Genomic DNA, 19556 nt, shown 5'->3' on the forward strand with positions numbered 1-19556 from the left:
GCCGGATCATGCCGGCGACACTTCATCCAGCTCGAAATAGCCGTTGTAACCCTTCATATAGACTGCCGCGCGGTGGCCGAACAACACCATGGCTTCGGTGCGCGTCTCCAGTTCCGGATACCCTTCCATCGAGGTTTTCACCTTGCTGCCGATCGGATGTCCGCGATTCCAGGCGGCGACTTTGTCGGCTGCGCTCGCTTTTGCCGCCCCTGAGGCGGGCTGCTCTGTTTGAGCCGCCTCTATGGAAGCCGGCATCTGCTGTTTGATGCCGTAAACCAACCGGGTCAGCACGTCGCCGGCGCCCATTTCCTCGAATGCCGCGTCTTGGCCGCGCTCCGCGGCCGTTTCCAGCAGGTACTGGATGCTCTCGGACCAACGCACCGTGCTGGCGATCTGCCGCGACAGCGTGTCGGCGATCTTCTTGTCCTCGTAGGGTCGAGCCGAGACATTGGCAATCACCGGGATCTGCGGTTTGGCGAACTTGAACTGCTTCAGGAATTTGGAGAACACCTCCTTCGCCGGCAGCATGAAGCGGGTATGGAAGGCGCCGCTGGTATTGAGCGGGTAATAACGCATCTTGCCGCGCTGGAACAGCTGCTCGGCTCGGGCGATCTCGTCGGCCTGGCCGGAGATGACGATTTGCGAGGGCGTATTGTAGTTGGCGATGAATACGTTGGAGAGGCCGTTCTCGGCCAGCGCGCTTTCAATCTCCTCCTTGCCGGCGTTGACAATGGCGGCCATCGCGCCGTTGCTCACTTCGCCCATCAGCTCGCCGCGCTTCTGCACCAGTTTGAGCCCGGTTTCGAAGTCGTAGCACCCTGCCGCCATCAGTGCGTTGAATTCGCCCAGGCTGTGGCCGGCCAAAAAGTCCGGCTTGCCGCTTCCCTCCTCCAGCTTGCGGAAATAGCTCAGCGCATTGACCACGTACAGCGCCGGCTGGGTGAAGCGGGTCTGATTCAGCTCGCCGCGCGGGTCGTCGAGGCACAGTTCGCGCAGCGAATAACCCAAAATGCCATCCGCCTTGTCCGCCAGGTCCTTGAAACCGTCGAACAAATCGCCGCCCATGCCCTTGTACTGGGAGCCCTGGCCGGGAAACATGAACACTTTCATCCTATTTCACCTCCACTGAATCATTGTTTTACAGATCAGACGCGGCTCAAACAGACCGCTGTGTTGATGCCGCCGAAGCCCATGCTCAGGTTCAAGGCGTGCCGCATTTCGTGCCGCGCCGCCTCTGCGCCGGTCCAGCCCAAATCCGGCGCCATCGGGCTATCCAGATTGCGGGTGGGGTGCAAGCGCCCTTCCCGCATTTGCAGCAGGACCGCGATCAACTCCACCGCGCCGGCGGCGCTCAGGCCATGGCCAACCAAAGCCTTGGTGGCGTTCAGGCGGACGTGGTCCAGTCCGCTGGCGCGCAGCGCTTGCAGTTCCGTGGCGTCGCCCAGTCCGGAGCCTGTGCCATGGGGGTTGATGTAGTCGATGTCGGCTGCGCGCAAGCCAGCGGTTTCGAGCGCCTGCCGTATCGCCTCCACCTCGCCCTCGAGTGAAGGATTCGGATTGCGGTTGCCATCCATCGCGATGCCCCGGCCGGACAGCCTGGCATAGGGATTGATGCTCTTGCGCCCCGCGCGCTCCACCACCACCGCGCCGCAGGCTTCGCCGTAAATGAAGCCGTCGCGCCCCTCGTCGAACGGCCGGCAAGCGAGCTGGGGCGCGTCCGCGTAGCGATCCGAGCCCATCGCGCCCAGCGAGCGGAAGCTCTGGCACTCCCAATAGGACAGATCCATCAGCGCGCCCAGCGCGATGCAGACATCCGCCCGGCCGCTTTCAACCGCCTCGCATGCCTGCAGCACCGCCAACTGTCCGCTGGCCGACGCGCCGCCCGCCGTATAGGCCATGCCCCGTATGCCGAAGGCCTCGGTGCACAGTCCGCAGATGTCGCTGTCCATGAAGGACAACGCATAGGTCGGCCGTAAAAAGGATTCGCGGCCCCGATAGGCTTCCCGCGACAGCATCAGCTCGCGCTGCTGGAGATTGGAGCCCCCCACCACCAGGCCTATCCGGTGCGGCGGAACCTCATCCAGGCAAGCATCGAGCCAGGCTTCGCCCAGCGCCGCCAGCGCCGCCTTGCCCGACCAGGACGCGGCGCGCTGCAGCGACGGGGAGACCCGATCCGGCAGGCTTAGCTCGCCGATTTCCGCGCCGAGGAAGAGCGACAAGGCCGGATCGGCCGCCGGGCGTTGCCGGCCGGGCCGTTGCATGACCGCGAAACGCTGACGGCCCTCCATCAAGCCCTGAAGGAAGTCCTTGCTGCCCTGGCCGATGGCCGAAACCACGCCCAAGCCGCTGACGAACAGATCCCGTCGCTCAAAGCTTCGCATGGATGATGCGGGCCAGTTCGCCGATGTTCTCCGCCTTGGCCATCTCGATCAGCGGGGCGTTGAGCGACAGCGACTCCAGCGTCATCATGATGATGTCGGCGCGGTCCACCGAGTTGGCGCCCAGCGCGCGCAGCGAGTCGGATTCGCTGAACGCGTGGTCTTGCAGGTCCGGCACGATTTCCCGCGCGTGACGGGCGATGATTTCCAGCACGCCTTCCTGATTCATTCGTTTTCTCCTTTAAATTAAACGATTGCGCGTCAACGCCCGAACAAGGCCTCGATCCGTTCCCGGACCTCGGGTTGATGAAAGGTCTGTTCGTGCAACTCAAGTTCCTGCTCGATGAACGCCGGCAGCTTCGCGCGCAAAGCGGCGCTCAGGTGCCGTTTCAGCGCCACCAGCGACTGCCTGGGCTTCTCCGCCAGCGATGCGGCCAGCTCCAGCGCATGCGGCAGCACCTGCTCGCGCGGCAGCACGGGAAACGGCACGCCCCGCCGCTGCAGCTCTTCGCCGCGGTAGTTGCCGGCGCCCAGCATCATTTCCTGGGCCAGCGCCGGTCCCAGTTTTTCCGGCAGCACCAGCGTCGCGCCCATGCCCGGCGTGAAGCCGTATTTCATGAAATTGGCGGTATAGACGCTTTCCCGCGCCAGCACCGCCAAATCCGCGAACAGCCCCAGCACGAAACCGCCGCCGATGCCGTGGCCCTGCATCGCCGCCACCACCGGCAGCGGGCAATTCAGCGCCACGCTGTACAGGTCCTTGTCGGTGAAGCGGTAACGGCCCTCGAACAGGTCGCGCAGGCCTTCCTGGGTGCCGCCGCTGGAAAAATAGCTGTCGTAGCCGGTCAGCACCACGGCGCGGACATCCTGCCGCGCGCCGGCTTCGGCGAAGGCTTCGGTCAGCCGATCTATCATTTCGAAGGTGAAGGTGTTCTTGTTGGCGCGGTCCTGCATCCGGATCAGCGCCACGCCGGGCAAGGCGTTCTCCACCGCTACGACAGGCGCGCTCATGGCTGGACTTCCCAAGGGAAGCGGCCGGTCCTGACAAAGCGGGCGATCTTTTCCAGGTTGTCCGCGTCGGAAAACACTTCGACGTTGGCGGCCAGCGCCGGCGCCATCGACCGTTGCAGCGAATCGTCCAGCTCCGCGGCATAGCGCTTGTAGCGCGCGATGCCGGTCTTGCCCATGCGGCGCAACCGCAGCAACTGGGCGCGCAGCAGCTTGTCGCTGTTTTCGTCGCAGGCGTCCACCAGCCCCCACTCCCTCGCCAAGGCCGCGGAGACCGGCTGGGTGGTCAAGGTCATGTAATTGGCCTTGGAGAAACCCACTCTCCGGATCAGGAAAGGCAGCACGCAGGCCGGCATCAGGCCGAACAGCAGCTCGGACAGGCCGAAAGTGGCCTTGTCGTCGCTGAGCACGATGTCGCAGGCGGAGACGAAACCGATGCCTCCCGCGTTGGCCTTGCCCTTGACGTGGGCGATGGTGACATAAGGTCCGCGCGCCAGCTTCTGCCACAGCCGGTACAAGGGTTCCGGATGCTGGCCCCCGCTCGCGTCGCCCGCGTCCAGCCTTTGCTCGATCTGGCGGAAGTCGGCGCCCGCGCAGAACACCTCGGGCTGGCCTTCCAGCACCACCACCTTGGCCGCCTGGTCGCAGGCGGCCAGCGCCGCGGACATTTCCTCTACCAGCATGTCGTTTATCGCGTTGCCGGCGTCCGGCCTGTGGATGCGGATGAAGCAGACCTCATCCTCCAGCCGAACCTGCAGCGTTTCCCAGCTCCGGTTCAGGATATCCATTCATACTCCCGATGGAACTCCTTGATTTCTTTCAGGAACAATACCGGACGCCCCATGGTCTTGCGCGCTTCGGACACGAAGCTGGTATCCACCGTCAGGTTGCGGGTGCCGAATTTCAGCCTCAGATTGCGTTCCAGCAGTTCGTCGTACTCTGCGATGGTCAGCGCGCGGCGGCGGTCCAGATGCTCGCCTATCCTCATCCCGCGCAGCCGGCGCTGGCCTTCCGGCGTGGCGATGCCGCTGAAGAACTCGGAGCAGCAGCCGGAGCCGTAGGAGAACACGCCGATGCGGCGCGGCGCATCGATTTGCGCGTGGTCTATCGTGCTGGCCAGCGATAGCGCCGCCGTCGCGCCCATGATGTTGCCCACGCGCTGGCAGTGCGTCATGCCTGGCATCACGCGGCGCTGGAAATCCGCCTCGATGTCGGCCGGGGTGGCCTTGGCCAGCTTGCGCATCATGTTGCGGTGCGCGCCTTTGACCATGCCGCCAAACGGCGTGTGATAGGCCAGATAGGAAAAGGTCTGGGCGAAATCGGCTCCGGTCACGCGCTTCTGGTATTCCAGGAAAGCGTTTTCGCAGCAGTTCAGGTAGGACAGCAGCGACAGGTCGGTGTCGCCGGCATCGGTATCCGGCGATGGACGGCAGGTGTCCATCACCTCGTAGCCGTAATAACCGTTGGCGCCGACATCGATCTGGAAAATATGCGGCCGGTCGCTGACCAGCATCGCCACCGCGCCCGAGCCGCTGCTGGGCTCGGCGAACGACCAGTCGGCCGACAGCGCGTCGCCGCCCGCCTCCACCATGAAGCGCGACACGTCGGTGGCCAGCACCAGCGCCTTGGCGCCCGGCGAGGCCTGGGACAGCACGAAATTGATCGCGTTCTGCAGGCCGGCCACGCCGGAGTAGCAGGCGTTTTTCAGCTCGAACAGCCGGCAGTTGCGATTCAGTCCCAGCAGGTCGTGGCAATAGGTGCTCATCGACTTGCCGAAGTCGAACGCGGACTCGGTGCAGGTGATCACCATCTCGATCCGGTCCTTCTCCTCCGGACTCAACGCGTCGATGATGGGCTTGGCCGCGTTCACCGCGAAGGTGATCGGGTCTTCGTACGGCAACGCCACCGACTTTTCCTTCATCAGCAGGTTCTCGAACCGGCTCATGTCCAGCCCCCTGTGCTCCGCCAGTTTGAACACGTCCAGACAGACCGTGCCGGAGAACACATTCATCGCTTCGATTCCAACGATACTCACGTCATTCCTTTCGAGGTCACTGTGGTCGGCCGCGCAGGGCAGGCGCGCCGGATCTAACGGAAAGCGAGCAGCTTTTGCATGCTCTGCCCGCTGCGCAGCCGGTATGCCGCGAAGCTTTCCCGGTCGCGAAACTGGAGATAGATGTTGCAGGCCAGCACCTTGGACAGCGGCTGGCCGGGTTCCAGTTGGTAGGTATGCCCCGGATAGATGCGCGTATCCCTGGGCAATATCGCCTTCAGCCGCTCCAGGCTGTCGTACATCTGATGGGCCGCCGTTTCGTCGGGGCAGATGCCGCAGCCTTCGATGAACAGCACATCGCCGGTAAACAGATGGCCGCCGATCAGATAGCAGGCGCAGCCAGGCGTATGGCCTGGGGTGAGGATGGGCTGGATGCGCAGCCCGCCCACCTGCCATGGGGTTTCGTCTATGGCGGCGAGGCGGGCTGCGCGGTAGCCGGAGGAGGCGATTTCCCGCTCAGACATCCATACCGGGCAGCCGTGCCGTTCGGACAGCTGCTCGGCCAGATGAATGTGGTCGAAATGCGCATGGGTGAGCAGGATGCCGCGCAGCCTGGCGGCGCGGCCAGCCAGCGCGGCTTCTATCTTTTCATCCTGCCAGGCCGGGTCCACCAGCACCGCGTCGCGACTGAGCGGGTCCATCGCGAGATAGTTGTTGTTCTTCATGAACTGGTGCTCGACGCGTATCACGTCGACCACCGGCGCTACCTCGCACTCCTCCATCCGCATACGCTGCATCGCTCAATCCACTCCTCAGTCGGCGTGCTGCAGCCGCGCATCCCCCATGGAGCCGGCCTCTCCGGCGAAAGCCCGCGCATACAGCCTGTTCAGCCGGAGCAGCGGTTCGCCGTTTTGATTGAGCAGCAGAATATCGAACTGCTTAAGGTCGGAGGGACGGCCATGCGCAGATTCGCACAGCCACGCGCATGCGTAGCATTCCGGCGGCAAACGGCCCAGCAGCTGGACGCCGCCCAGCGCGAACGGCAGGTGCGGCGCGGCGCTTGCGCCCTGCCCCGCGACGCCCAGCACCGTTTGCAGCGCGCCGTCCACCAAGCTGGGATGCAGCGAATACTGGTCGAAATCGGCCAGGCAGCTGTCGGCTAGCTTGAGCCGCGACAGCGCGTAGCCCTCGCCGATGTGCAGTTCCTGGATGGTCTGGAAGCAGGGCCCGTAATGGAAGCCCAGCTTCGCCAGCTCGGCGTAGCAATCGGGGCCGGACTTCGTCTGCGTAGCCCTGGCTTTCAGATCGTCCAGCCGGATGGGCTCCGCCGCCTCGCCATGGCTTGCCCGGCCATAGATCAGACGGGCCTCGGCATGCACCACGCGCTCGTTGTCCTCGTCGAAGGACACGATCAGGCAATCCGCGCCATCTTCTCCGCCGCGCAAGACGGTCTTCACCAGCTGGCTGCGGCCGGCGTCCAGCCGCAGCGGCTGGTTCCACACCACGTCTTCCAGCCCCGCCACCGGCCGCTCGCCGGCGATGGAGCCGGCCACGCAGGCCAGTTCCAGGAAACCCGCGCCGGGGAACAGCCGCTGGCCGTTGATGCGGTGGTCGCGGGCGTAGAAACCGTCGCCGGACAAGCTGGACGAAAACGCCACTTCCTTGAGCGTGGAGGCGTTCTCCGCCACCAGCGGATGCAGGCGCGGAGCCGGCGCGGCCGGCTGCGAGCGCATTTCGGGCTGCGAAGGCGCGGCGTCGGACACCCAGTAGCGCAGCTTGGCGAAGGGATAAGCCGGCAACGGCAGCCGCGCAGGCGGTTCGCCCTGGTGCAGCAGCGGCCAATCCAGCGCCTGGCCGGCCACCCAGGCGCGGGCGATTTCCAGCGTCTCCCCCGCGTCGCGCAGCGCGCGCAGACGAACCAGCTCTTCGTCCGCCAGCTTCTTGCGCCGCTGATGCGGCTCCACCCTGCCCTCCGCCATGACTGGAGCGGTTTCGCCGGCGGCCGCCTGCCGCAGCGCGTCCAGCAGGCTGGCGCGGTCGTCCGCGGCGATGGCCAACCGTTGCTCCATCGCCTCGCGGCCGGTCTGCAGCGTCCAGGCCAGCGCGTCCAGGTCTATGGCCTGGTCCCCGGCCACGCGCTCGGCCAGCCTGGCGGCCTGCTCGCGCAATCGGTCCCCGTCGCGCGCGGACAGCGGGAACAGTTTCAACGCCTCGCGGCTCCGCCCGATCGGCGGCAGGTGCTCTTCCAGAATCAGGCAGGCGTTGACGCCGCCGGCGCCGAAAGAGTTGATCATCGCCCGGCGCGGCTGGCCGTCGACCGCCTTCCAATCGGCCAGCTCGTGCTGCAGATAGAACGGCGAAGCGGCAAAGTCGATGTTGGGATTCGCCTCTCGGGCGTGCAGCGTCGGCGCGATCTGCCGATGGCGCAGCTGCAGCAGGATCTTGGCCACGCCGCCCATGCCGGCCGCCGACTCCGCGTGGCCGATATTGGATTTCACCGATCCGATCGGGCAGTACTGCTTTTTATCGGTGCCGGCGCGGAAGGCCTGGCTCAGGGATGCCACCTCCAGGCTGTCGCCCAGCTGGGTGCCGGTGCCGTGCCCCTCGACATAGCCCATCGCCTCCGGACTCAGGCCGGCCTGGGCTAGCGTGCGGCCGATCAGCGCCGCTTGCGCGCCGGGGTTGGGCGCGGCGTAGCCGTTGCCTCGCCCGCTGTGCTCGTAGCCGCTGGCGGCGATCACGCCGTGAATATGATCGCCGTCTGCGAGCGCGCGCGACAGCGGCTTCAGCACCACGGCGCCGACGCCCTCGCCGGGCACGAAACCATCGTCGCCGGCGCCGAAACTGCGGCAATGCGCGCCGCGCGCCAGCATGCCGCGGCCGCACAGCGAGTAATACTTGGACGGATGCAGGTAAAGGTTGACCCCCCCGGCCACCGCCGCCTGGCATTCGCCCCGGCGCAGGCTTTCGCAAGCCAGGTGCATCGCCACCAGCGACGACGAGCAAGCGGTGTCCACCGGCATGCTCGGACCGTTGAAGTCGAAAACATAGGACACGCGGTTGGCGATCGACCACGGCATCGAAGCCGGGGACGCCATGTTTCCGCGGCGCCATTCGTCCGGCGCCAGCATCTGGTAGCTGTTGGTGGTGACGCCGCAGAACACCCCGACATCCGCTCCTCGGCCTTTGGGATGACGCCTGCGCAGACTGTCCCGGGTATAACCGGCGTCCTCCAGCGCGCTCCATGCCGACTGCAGGAATAGTCTCTCCTGCGGGTCCATCAGCCTGGCGTCGTCATCCGGGATGCCGAAGAACGGCGCGTCGAACTGGTCGACGCCGTCGAGAAAGCCGCCCCAGCGGCAATAGATGCCCTGCTCGCCCTCGGCCCAGGCTTCGGCGTCCCAGCGCGCCGCCGGCACTGGCGAGATCAGGTCGCGCCCGGCCTGCAAGTGGCTCCAGAAGCTATCCAGATCATCCGCTCCGGGGAAGCGGCCATGGATGCCCACGATTGCGATTTTTTCGCCGCTTTCCATCGGCGCGACAGCCGATGCGACAGCCAAACCCACGGTCCACGCGGCTTCGGCGGACCCGGCTCCGCCAGCGGGCGCCATCGGCGCCGCCAGCAAGGCCGACAGGGCCGGCGCGGCTTCCCTGCGCAGGTAGCCGGCCAGTTCCGCCACCGTCGCGCATTCATAGAACAGGGTTTTCGGCAGCACGCCCAGGTCGCGCTCCAGCTCGGCGTTCAGGCGATTCACCATCACCGAATCCAGGCCGTAGGCGTCGAAACGCTCGTCAGAGTCTATCCTATCCTCCGGCAAGCGGATTTCTCCGCTCAACAGGCGTTTCAGGTACGCCTCCACCGCCTCCTGCCCCAGATCCGCGCTTGCCGCGGCCGGCTTCGCCGCCGCAGCATGCGGCCGCGAAGCCAGATTGGCGTCCAAGCGCTCGGCCTCGCCGTACAGCGCGATGCCCTGCGTCAGCCCCGACGCCAGGAAATCATCCCAGCAGCGCAGGCCCAAGGCAGTCGGCAGCGGGTGGATGCCGGCCCGCTCGCGCAGCAGCTCGAGATCGGCGTTGGCGATGCGCATGCCGCCATCGGCCCAGAACGGCCAATCTATCGACAAGGTCCGGCCGGACGAGCGCGCGGCCCGCGTTTCGGCGTAAGCATCGAGAAAGCGGTTGGCATAGGCGTAGTCGCATTGTCCGGCATTGCCGGCCACGCCGGCGATGGACGAGAACAAGACGAACAAATCCAGGTCCAGGTCGCGCGTCGCCCGATCGAGGTGGACGGTTCCCAATACTTTGGCGGCAAGCACCGCATCCATCTCTTCGCGCGGCTTGTTGACCGCGTAGGCATCCCGATGCGCGCCGGCGCTGTGGATCACGCCATCCAGCCTGCCGAAGCGGGTCAGGATCTCCGCCACCAGCGCGTCCGCCTGGCCGCGATCGGCCACGTCCGTCTGCAGATAGACAGCCTCGCCGCCCCAGGCGCGCAGATGCGCCAGCCTGCGTTCGGTTTTTTCATCCGCCGCGGAGCGGCCGCTGAGCGCCAGTTTGGCGCCGTACTCTCGCGCCAGATGCTCGGCCAGCAGATACCCGAGTCCGCCCAGCCCGCCGGTGATCAGATAGGCCCCGCCCTGGCGGATGCACACGCCGGTGCGGCCAGCCACGAAATCGGCGTCATCGCAGCGCTCGATGGCGCGGACCTGGCGGCGCGCTTGCGCCCCGTAACGCACTTCCTCCCCGCGCCAGTCGGCATCGCCCAGCTCGGCGAGCGCGATGGCGGCCAGCTCATCGCTGGCCGCGGCGGCTTCCGTCCCGATCACGCGTCCGGCGACGCGCGGCGCTTCCAGCGTCAGGCTGCGCAGATAGCCGGCCAAGGCGGCATGGGCAGGCAAAGCTCCCCGCGCCGCGGCCAGGATGCGCAGCGCGCCGGCGTTCTTGCGTCGCAATTGCGCCCGGCACAGGCTATGCAGCGCATGCACGCCGCCATCCAGCTGCGCGGTGATTTCGCCTTCCGCGCTGAGATGCAACACCGCGCGCGGCCCCAGTCCGTCCTGCTCCAGATCGTCCAACAGGCGGTCGAAATCGGCGTCGCTGGCCATGTCCAGCTCATAACAACCCGCCTCTGCGCGGCGATACTCGCTGGCGGCGGTCGCTGAAGCGACCTGCGCCCCGGCGTTTTTCAACGCATCCGCCAGGGCGGCTTCGGCGCCCAGCAACAGGATCGCGCCGCTCCACTCTCCTCCGGCCAGCGGCTGATCTCGCCAAACCGGACCATAGCGGCGCAACGCCAGCTCCGGCATCCGCGCGGCCTGCGGCGCGTCGGCGGGCAAAGCCGCCGCCAGCCAGTAGCGCTCCCTTTCAAATGGATAAAATGGAAGCGAGACGCGGCGGCCCGACGCATGCAGCCGCGCCCAGGCGATGTCCGCGCCGGCGATCCACAACCTCGCCAACCGATCCAGGTCTCGCTGCCTCAGCGCTACGTCGAGGAAGGCCGCGCCCGCCTCGCCGTCGGTCAGCAGCGCCGCGCCGTTTCCGCCATCGCGGACATTGCCTTCATGCGCCGCCTCGCCTTCGCCCCGCAGCCAACGCGCAAGCTTGTCCCGCCATTCGTCCCGGCTGGCGGCGATGACCGCCAGCCGCTCAGGCAACGGCTCGCGTCCTAGCTGCGAGGTGTACGCGATATCGGCCCAGGCTGCCGATTGGTCCGTCGCCGCGAAGGCCAGCATGCGCTCGGCGTAGACTCGCAACGCGGCTCGGCTGCGCGCGGAGAGCAGGAAGATTTCCGGCTGGTCGGCTGTCGCCGGCGGCCGCGCGGCCAGGCATTCCTCTATCACCAAGTGGGCGTTGGAGCCGCCCGCCCCGAAGGAGCTGACGCAGGCGCGGCGTGCTTGTCCGTTCCGCCGCGGCCAATCCGCAGACGCGGTCTGCACCCGGAACGGGGAGGCATTGAAATCAATGAGCGGATTCAGGGTGTCGGCATGCAGCGACGGCGCCAGCTGGCCATGGCGGATCTGCAGCAGCACCTTGGTCAGCGCGGCGATGCCGGCCGCCGACTCCAGGTGGCCAATATTGGACTTCACCGAGCCTATCGGGCAGGACTGGGCTTCCAGGCCGTCGCCGAACGCGCGCGCCAGGCCGGCGATCTCGATCGGATCGCCCAGCGAGGTGCCGGTGCCGTGCGTCTCCACGTAGCCGATGGCGGCGGCGTCCACGCCGGCCTTGTCCAGCGCCGCGCGGATCACTTCGGCCTGCGCCGAGGGATTGGGCACGGTGTAGCCATTGGTCTTGCCGCCGTGGTTGACCGCGCTGGCCTTGACGATGCCGTACACCTGGTCGCCGTCCGCCAGCGCGCGCGACAAGGGCTTGAGCACCACCGCGCCCACGCCCTCGCCCGGCACGTAGCCGTCGCCGCCGGCGCCGAAACTGCGGCAGCGGCCGTCGCTGGATGAGAAGTTTCCCTGACTCAGATTCAGGTATTTGTTGGGATGGATGGAGACATTGACGCCGCCGGCGATGGCGACGTCGGCCTCTCCGCCGCGCAAGGCCTCGCAAGCCAGGTGAATGGCGGTCAGCGACGACGAGCACATGGTGTCCAGCGCCAGGCTGGGGCCATGGAAATCGAAGAAGTACGACACCCGGTTGGCGATGGATGCGAACGAGGAGCTGGGCACCCCGTCCTGCGGCGCGTTGACGCCGTATAGCTCGTATTGGCCCCACATCGCGCCGACATAGACGCCGACGCGGCGGCCGGCGAAACCGGTCTTGCCGTAGCCGGCATCTTCCATCGCCTCCCAGGCGGTCTCCAGGAACAAACGCTCCTGCGGGTCCATCAGCTGCGCTTCCTTGGGCGAAATGCTGAAGAACAGCGGATCGAAACGATCCACGCCATCGAGGAAGCCGCCCCACTTGCTGTAGGTCTTGCCCGGCTGGTTGCGGCGCGGATCGAAGAAGCGCGCGTGGTCCCAGCGCTCGGCCGGCACTTCGCCTATGCAATCCACGCCATCGCGCAGATTGGCCCAGAATTCCGCCGGGTTCGCGGCGCGCGGATATCGGCCGGCCAAGCCGATGATGGCCACCTCGTCGCGGCCGGCGGCCGGCGGCGCGGTGAAGCGGGATGCGCCCGGCAGCCAGCGCGCAGCTTGCGGCGGCCGCGACGGTTCAGGCTGGGCGGCATGCTGGCCCGACCCCGCCATGGCCGCGACAGCGCCGGGATATTGGCGCGCCAGATGGCCGGCCAAAGCGTCCAGCGTCTGGTACTCGAACAACAGCGTCTTGGGCAAGGCGCCGAAATGGCACTCCAGCTGCTGAGTGAATTTCATCGCCAGCACCGAGTCCATCCCATACTTGTCCAGCGGAGCCCGGACATCCACCTCCCTTGAAGGCAGCTTCAGCAACGCGGCGAACTCGCCGGCCAGCCAACGGCGCGCGCCGTCGCGCAAGGCTTCCCCGCCTGCCCCTTCCGCAACGGAAGCCGCCGGCTCGGCTTGGGCGCGCGCCTCCAGCAGCGCGCGGCGCAGCTTGGGCAGATCGCCTTGCGCCACCGCCACCCGCGCCGCCCCCGACGCCAATGCCGCTTCCAGCGCGGCGACGCCGTTCGCCGTCTCCAGCGGACGCATGCCGGAGGCCTGCTCCAGGCTTGCCGCCTGGCCCTCGTCCAGGCGCATGCCGCCCTCCAGCCACAAGGGCCAGGCGATGGACAGGCTGCGGCCCGCGCGCAGGCCTGCCTTCGCCAGCCGCGCGCGATGCTCGGCGTAACGGTCCATGAAGGCGTTGGCGGCGGCGTAGTCGGCTTGCCCCGCATTGCCGTAAGCGCCGGCCAGCGAGGAGAACAGCGCGAAGAAGTCCAGCCCGATGTCGAGAGTGGCCAAATCCAGATTGACCGCGCCCGCCGTTTTGGGCGCCAGCACCTTGGCGAAACCGGCGGCATCCTTGCCGGCCAGCAGTCCGTCTGCGGTCATGCCGGCGCTGTGCAACACCCCGCTCAGGCCGCCGAACTGCGAAACGATGCCGGAAACCAGTTCCGCCACATCCGCGGCATCCGCCAGGTCCACGCGGCGATACGCCAGCCGTCCGACTGCCGCGCCAGCCTGCCCGGCCAGCTCCCGCAAGGCTTGGTCCTGCTCGCTTCCTGCCGGCGCGCGGCCGCTCAGCACCACGACGGCGTCGCGGGTCCGCTCCAGAATGGCGCGCGCGAACACGCGGCCCAGCCCGCCAAGGCCGCCGGTGATCAGATAGACGCCGCCATCGCGGAAAACAGGCGCATCTTGCGGCGCGGCAAGCTCGCGCCAGCGCTGGACGGAGGCCTGGCCGTCCTGGAATTTCAGCAGCGTTTCCGACGGCAGGTTCGCGGCGGCATTCAATTGGTCGGCCAAAACCGCCGCGTCGCGCGCCGCGTCCGTCAGCAGCAGCTGGACGCGCAAGTTAGGCCGTTCCTGGCGGACGCTGTCCAGCATGCCGCTCAGCCCGGCCAACAGCTCGTCTTCGCCGCATGCGACCGCCACTTGCAGCGAAACGGGGGCTTGTCCGCCAGCGAACAGCGCATGCAATCGTTTCAGCGTCGCCAGCGCCGCCGCCTGGAAGCGTTCGGCCGGCTTGGCCGCGTCGGGCAAATCCAGGATTTCGACATCCACTTCGGACAAGGCCCGGCGCAGCGCGTCGCGCTCCATGCCGTCGATGCCAAGCAACAGCGCCGCGCGGCGCCGGCCCGCATCCGCCGCTTGCGCTGCGGCGGGACCCGGCAACGCCTCCCATGCCGGCTCGGCCATCAGTACCCCGTCGCGCCCGCCCTCAGCGCGCAGCTCGCGCACCTCAAGCCCTCGCAGTTGCACGCAGACCCGGCCGGACGGGTCGCACAGATCGATGTCTATCCGGCCTGAATCGTCCCGGCGCAGCCAGGCATGCATCTCGGCCTGGCACGGTGCGAATGCCGTTATCGATCCCAGCGCGAACGGCACTGCCGGCGTGTCCGGCAAAGCCCCGCCGGCCAGGGCGGCTGAGGCCTGCAAGGCGCTGTCCAGCATCCCGGGATGCAGCGCGTAGCCATTGGCCATGCCAGGCAGCGCCAGCCTGGCCAGCGCCTGCCCCTCTCCCGGAAACAGCTCGGCCACGCCGCGGAAGCCCGGCCCGTAATGCATGCCCATGGATTCGAAAACCCGATACAGCTCCGCTGCCTTCATTTCGCCGGCGCCCATTGCGCCACGCAGCGCCTCCAGATCCAGCATCGGGCCGGCGGCCGAGGCCAACGGCGTCGCCTCGCCCAGGCAGAACGGCTCGTCTTCGCCGTTCGCCAGCACTTCGAAGCCTATGCCGCCATCCGCGCGCGGCGTCAGCGCGACATGGACTTCTCCGGCCTGCGCGGCCGTCAGCGGACGCAGCCACGCCACGCTGTCCAGCCGCCAGGCTGCCGGCCTGGCTTCGGCCGGCATGGCCAGCTCCGCCGCCGCGCGGACCATTTCCAGAAAGGCAGCGGCCGGCAGCACGCCCCGGCGCTCGCCGGCCATATCGAGCTTGTGGTCGGCGAAAAAGAATTCGCCGCCGTCAAAACGGGAAACGTAGCGCTGCCGCGCGAGGTCCGATGCGTTTTCATGCAGCAAGGGATGCAGCGCGGCGGCGGCGGCCCCGGCTTTGCGCGCCTTGCGCCGGTCGGCGATCCAGTAGCGCTCGCGGGCGAAGGGGTAAGCCGGCAGAGAGATCAATCTGCCCGCCCCGCCGCTGCGCAAGCGGCTCCAATCCAGCTCCAGTCCACGCGTCCACATCTCGGCCAGCCGCTCCAGCTTGCCGCGCGCGATCCAGCGCTCCACGGTTTCGCGCATGTCCTCGTCGCGGACCAGCGACGCGAACTCGTCGCCATCCCGCCCGGCGTCGCCGCGGAAGCAAGCCTCGATCTCCGCCTCGCCGCGACAGAAGGCCTCCAGCCGTTCCGTCAGCTGGGGGAGGCTGTCGACGACAAAAGCCGCGCGCGCGTCCATCGCCTCGCGGCCGACTTGCAGCGTATGGCTCAGCGCCGACAGCGACGGCTCATGCTCTTGACGGCGCAAATAGGCCAGCAGATCGCTCGCTTTTTGCGCCAGCTGCTGGCCGGTGCGCGCCGACAGCGGCACGATGGCCGGCCCAGCCTGCTCGCCGGCAAAGGCCGGCTGGATATACTCCGCCACGATCAGATGGGCGTTGGAGCCGCCGGCGCCGAACGAGGAAATACCCGCGATGCGGGGCAGCGAGCGGCCGTTTTCCTCAGGCGCGTCCCATGGCCGCAAGGTCTGGTTGACGATGAAAGGCGTGGATGCGAAATCGATGTGCGGATTCAGCCGGGCGGAGTGCAGCGAAGGCACCAGGCTGCGGTGCCTCATCTGCAGCAGCACCTTGGTCAGGCCGGCGATGCCGGCCGCCGATTCGCAGTGGCCGATATTGGATTTGGCCGAGCCGATCGCGCAGAATTGGCGACGATCGGTGGATTCGCGGAACACCTCGGTCAACGCGGCGATCTCTATCGGATCGCCCAGCTTGGTGCCGGTTCCATGCGCCTCGATATAGCCTACATGGCGGGCCTCGACGCCGGCGTCCTTCAAAGCCTGGCGGATCACGCTGGCCTGGGCCCGGGGATTCGGCACCGAATAGCCGTTGGTCTTGCCGCCGTGATTCAACGCGCTGCCGCGGATCACGCCGTAGATGACGTTTCCGTCGCGCTCGGCGTCCGACAGGCGCTTGAGCACCACCGCGCCGACGCCCTCGCCGGGAATATAGCCGTCCCCGCCCTCGCCGAAGCTCTGGCAATGGCCATCGCTGGAAATATACTGGCCAGCGCTGAGAATCAGGTACTTGTTGGGGTGTATCGTGACATTGACGCCGCCGGCGATGGCCAGCTCGGCGCGGCCGCTTTTCAGGTCCTGGCAGGCCAGATGGATGGCGGTCAGCGACGACGAGCACATGCTGTCCAGCGTCATGCTGGGACCATGCAGGTTGAGCAGATAGGACACCCGGTTGGCGATGCTGGCGTAGCTGACCGGCACGCCCACTCGCTCCCCGTCCAGACTGGCTTCGGCGCCGAACAGCTGGTACTCGCCGTACATCACGCCGACATAGACGCCCACCTGCCCTGGCAGATCGCCGTCGCGCGGAATCTGCAATGCGGCTCGGCTGTAGCCGGCGTCCTCCACCGCCATCCAGGCGTGCTGCAGAAACAATCTCTCCTGAGGATCCAGGTATTCCGCGTCTACCGGCGGGATGTTGAAGAACAGCGGGTCGAATTCGTCTACGCCCTCGATGAAGCCGCCCCATTTGCTGTAGTGCGCGCCCGGTTTGGTTCGGTCTTCGCTGTAATACTCGCGCCAGTCCCAGCGCTCGCGCGGCACCTCGGTGACGCAGTCCTCGCCGTCGCGCAGCTTTTGCCAGAAGGCGTCCACATCCATGGCCTGCGGATAGCGGCCGCTGAGCCCGACGATGGCGATGGGCTCGTCGCGGCACAGGGCGGGCGCGGCTGCCGGCTTGGCCAAAGGCCGCATTGCGCGCGCGGCTGGACGCGGAGCGGCGGGAGGCTGTCGCTTCGTGGCGGTTTGCGGCGCCTCGCCAGCGAACAGGCCGTCCAGCTTATCCGCATGCGCGCGCAGGAAATAGCCGGTCAGCTCCTCTATGGACTGATATTCGAAAAACAGCGTCTTGGACAGCGGGCCGAAGGTCTTTTCCAGTTGCCTGGTCAGGTCCATCGCCAGGATGGAGTCTATGCCGTATTTTTCCAGCGGCGCGCGCGCGTCTATCTTGTGGTGCGCCAGCTTGAACAGCGCCGCGAACTGGCGGCGCAAGTAGTCGCGGGTTTTGTCGGCCAGACCGCCGCCGCCGATGGCCGGCATCGACTCTTCAATCGGCTCCAATGCGGCGGATGCCGGCGCGTCGAACAAAACCTGGCGGATGCGGCGGCCATCGCCCTCTACCACCACGGTCTGGGAGACGCCGGACGCCAGGCTGATGCGGAAGGCGGACATGCCGCTTTCCGTCTGCAGCGCCCGCATGCCGGTGGATTCTAACATCGCGGCAAGCTGGCTCTCGGGCATGCCCATGCCGCCGTCGCGCCACAACGGCCAATTGACGGCCAGCGCGCGGCCCTGGCGCAAGCCTTGCTCCGCCAATTGCTCGCGGTGCGCGGCGAAAGCGTCGAGAAAACCGTTTGCCGCCGCGTAATCGCCCTGTCCCGGATTGCCCAGCACGGATGCGCCGGATGAGAACAAGGCAAAGAAATCCAGCGGCGAATCGGCGCAGGCCAGGTCCAGATTGATGGTGCCGGCCACCTTTGGCGCGAGCACGCTGCGGAATTCCGCTTCATCCTTGCCCGCCAGCAGCTTGTCCCTGACCATGCCGGCGCAATGCAGCACGCCGTTCAGGCCGCCGTGAGCGGATGCGATATCGGCCACCGCGCGAGCCGCCGCCTTGCGGTCGGCCAGATCCAGCTGCCGATAGTGCAGCCGTTCCCGCGCCGCGGGGTCGGGCGCGATCTCGTCAAGCCGGGCCTGGGTGCCCTCCCCGCCAGCGGCCCGGCCGGCCAGCACCACGCGGGCGCGCGATGCCTGAGTCAGGATGTCGGCGGCGAACAACCCTCCGATGCCGCCCAGCCCCCCGGTGATCAGGTAGACGCCGTCTTCTTTGTACGCCAGCGGCGCGCGCTGGTCCGCCGGCAGCGCCGCCCAGCCGCGCGTCTTGCGCGTGCCGTCGCGATAATCGACCAGCGCGTCGGCGCCGGACTCCGCCTGCAGTCGCTCGGCCAGCGTCTCCGCGCCGCAATCCGGCTCAAGCAACAGCAATTGCGCGCGCAGCCGCGGGCGCTCCAGGGCGGCGGTGCGCAGCAGGCCGGACAAACCAGCGTGCAGCTCATCGGCAACCGCCAGTTGCAACAGGACTCCTTCTTCTTCGGAGGACAGCCGCTGGATCGCGCGCAGGCAGGCCAGCGCGGCGGCCTCGTAGCTGCTGGCCGCGTCTTCGCCCAGCCAAGGCAGGCATTCGATGGACGCGTCCGGCAACGCCCTCCGCAGCGCATCGGCCTGCCCATCTGCCACGCCGCACAACAACACATGGCGGCGGCCCTGATGGCTGCCGGACGCCACCGCTTCGCGCCAGACCGGCTTGGCGATCACCAGCTCGTCGGCCGAGCCGTTTTGCAACGGCCGCGAGCAAAAACCGCGCAGCGCGGCGCATACCCTGCCATCTTCGTCGCAAAGGTCGATGTCCAGCCGCGCGGTCAGATCGCCGCCGGGCTCGCCCGGACAGCGGCGCACCCAGGCGAACATGCGCCGCGCGCAGCCGGCGTAAACGGTCAGGCTGTCCAGCGCGAACGGCAGCGAAGGCTCGTCCGGCGCGGCGGACGGGTCGGCCAGCAAGCCCATGGCAGCTTGCAGCGCGCCGTCCAGCAGGCTGGGATGCAGCCGGAACGCGCCCAGCGTGTCGCCCACCGCGGCCGGCAGGCTGAGGCAGGCCAGGACTTCGCCATCGCCGCGCAGCACCCAGTCCACCGGCCGGTGGGCCGGGCCGAAACGCATGCCCATCGCGTGATAGGCGGCATACAACTCGTTCGCGTCCAGCCGGCCGACCATCATGCGCGCCTGAAGCTCCGCCAGATCCAGCTTGCCCGCCGGTTCGTCTGGCGACGGCCTGGCCGTGCCGCGGCAGTGCGGCGATGACTCCCCGCCGCCGCCGGGCACGCTCAGCACCTCGAACGCGATGCTACCGCCCTCGTCGGCCGACAGCTCCAGCAGCACATCGACGCGGCCGTCCGCCACCACCGGCTGCAGCCATACCACGTCGTCGAGGCGCAGCGCGTCGGATGCCTGGCGTTCCGGCGAAGCGTCCACCACGGCTGCGCGAGCCATTTCCAGGTAGGCGACCGCGGGCAATACCCGGATGGGCTCGCCAGTCTGCACCGCCACCCGATGGTCGGCCAGGAAGAATTCTCCACCGTCGAAGGACGAGCCGTAGCGCTGGTGGTAAAGATCGGAAATATTGTGCTGCAGCAGCGGGTGGCGCGCGCCGTCCTGACGCCCCGCGCCGCGCTGGCCGGCGTACTGCCGGATCAGGCCGAAGGCGTTGTCGCGGGACAGGCGCCCTTCTTTCAATTCGCTCGCCACGTACTCGATAAAATCCATCATCTCTCGTCTCTTTCTCCGCGCGGCCGCAGCCGCCGCGCTGTCATG

General features: G+C 67.5%; 8 protein-coding genes. All 8 read right to left on the reverse strand.

The features are described from left to right. Window positions 1-6: 6 nt before the first annotated feature. From fabD to ACY3GB_RS02690, 8 genes are read right to left on the reverse strand one after another with little or no spacing between them, the layout of a single operon-like run. Entirely contained in the window at window positions 7-1110 is a 1104-nt protein-coding gene (gene fabD / locus ACY3GB_RS02655; RefSeq protein ID WP_463087365.1) for an ACP S-malonyltransferase, read from the reverse strand. A 35-nt stretch (window positions 1111-1145) separates the two neighbouring features. Continuing rightward, window positions 1146-2381, reverse strand: a complete 1236-nt coding sequence (locus ACY3GB_RS02660) for a beta-ketoacyl synthase N-terminal-like domain-containing protein (RefSeq protein ID WP_463087366.1) — start codon at window positions 2379-2381, stop codon at window positions 1146-1148. Continuing rightward, the gene (locus tag ACY3GB_RS02665) at window positions 2368-2607 is read right to left on the reverse strand and encodes an acyl carrier protein (RefSeq protein WP_463087367.1); all 240 of its coding nucleotides are present in this window, start codon (window positions 2605-2607) and stop codon (window positions 2368-2370) included. Before ACY3GB_RS02665 ends, ACY3GB_RS02660 begins: the two co-directional genes overlap by 14 nt. 32 nt (window positions 2608-2639) lie before the next feature. Continuing rightward, entirely contained in the window at window positions 2640-3389 is a 750-nt protein-coding gene (locus ACY3GB_RS02670) for a polyketide synthase (protein ID WP_463087368.1), read from the reverse strand. Further along, window positions 3386-4174: an enoyl-CoA hydratase/isomerase gene (locus ACY3GB_RS02675; RefSeq protein ID WP_463087369.1), complete on the reverse strand. Its 789-nt coding sequence runs from the start codon at window positions 4172-4174 to the stop codon at window positions 3386-3388. The genes ACY3GB_RS02670 and ACY3GB_RS02675 overlap by 4 nt, the downstream gene beginning before the upstream one ends. After that, the gene (locus tag ACY3GB_RS02680; protein WP_463087370.1) at window positions 4162-5421 is read right to left on the reverse strand and encodes a hydroxymethylglutaryl-CoA synthase family protein; all 1260 of its coding nucleotides are present in this window, start codon (window positions 5419-5421) and stop codon (window positions 4162-4164) included. The genes ACY3GB_RS02675 and ACY3GB_RS02680 overlap by 13 nt, the downstream gene beginning before the upstream one ends. 53 nt (window positions 5422-5474) lie before the next feature. Continuing rightward, window positions 5475-6176 (reverse strand): MBL fold metallo-hydrolase, encoded by a 702-nt coding sequence (locus tag ACY3GB_RS02685; protein ID WP_463087371.1) that lies wholly within the window; start codon window positions 6174-6176, stop codon window positions 5475-5477. Between the two features lie 15 nt (window positions 6177-6191). Beyond that, window positions 6192-19511, reverse strand: a complete 13320-nt coding sequence (locus tag ACY3GB_RS02690; protein WP_463087372.1) for an SDR family NAD(P)-dependent oxidoreductase — start codon at window positions 19509-19511, stop codon at window positions 6192-6194. Window positions 19512-19556: the final 45 nt, after the last annotated feature.

This window comes from Chromobacterium sp. Ag138 (genome assembly GCF_055181315.1).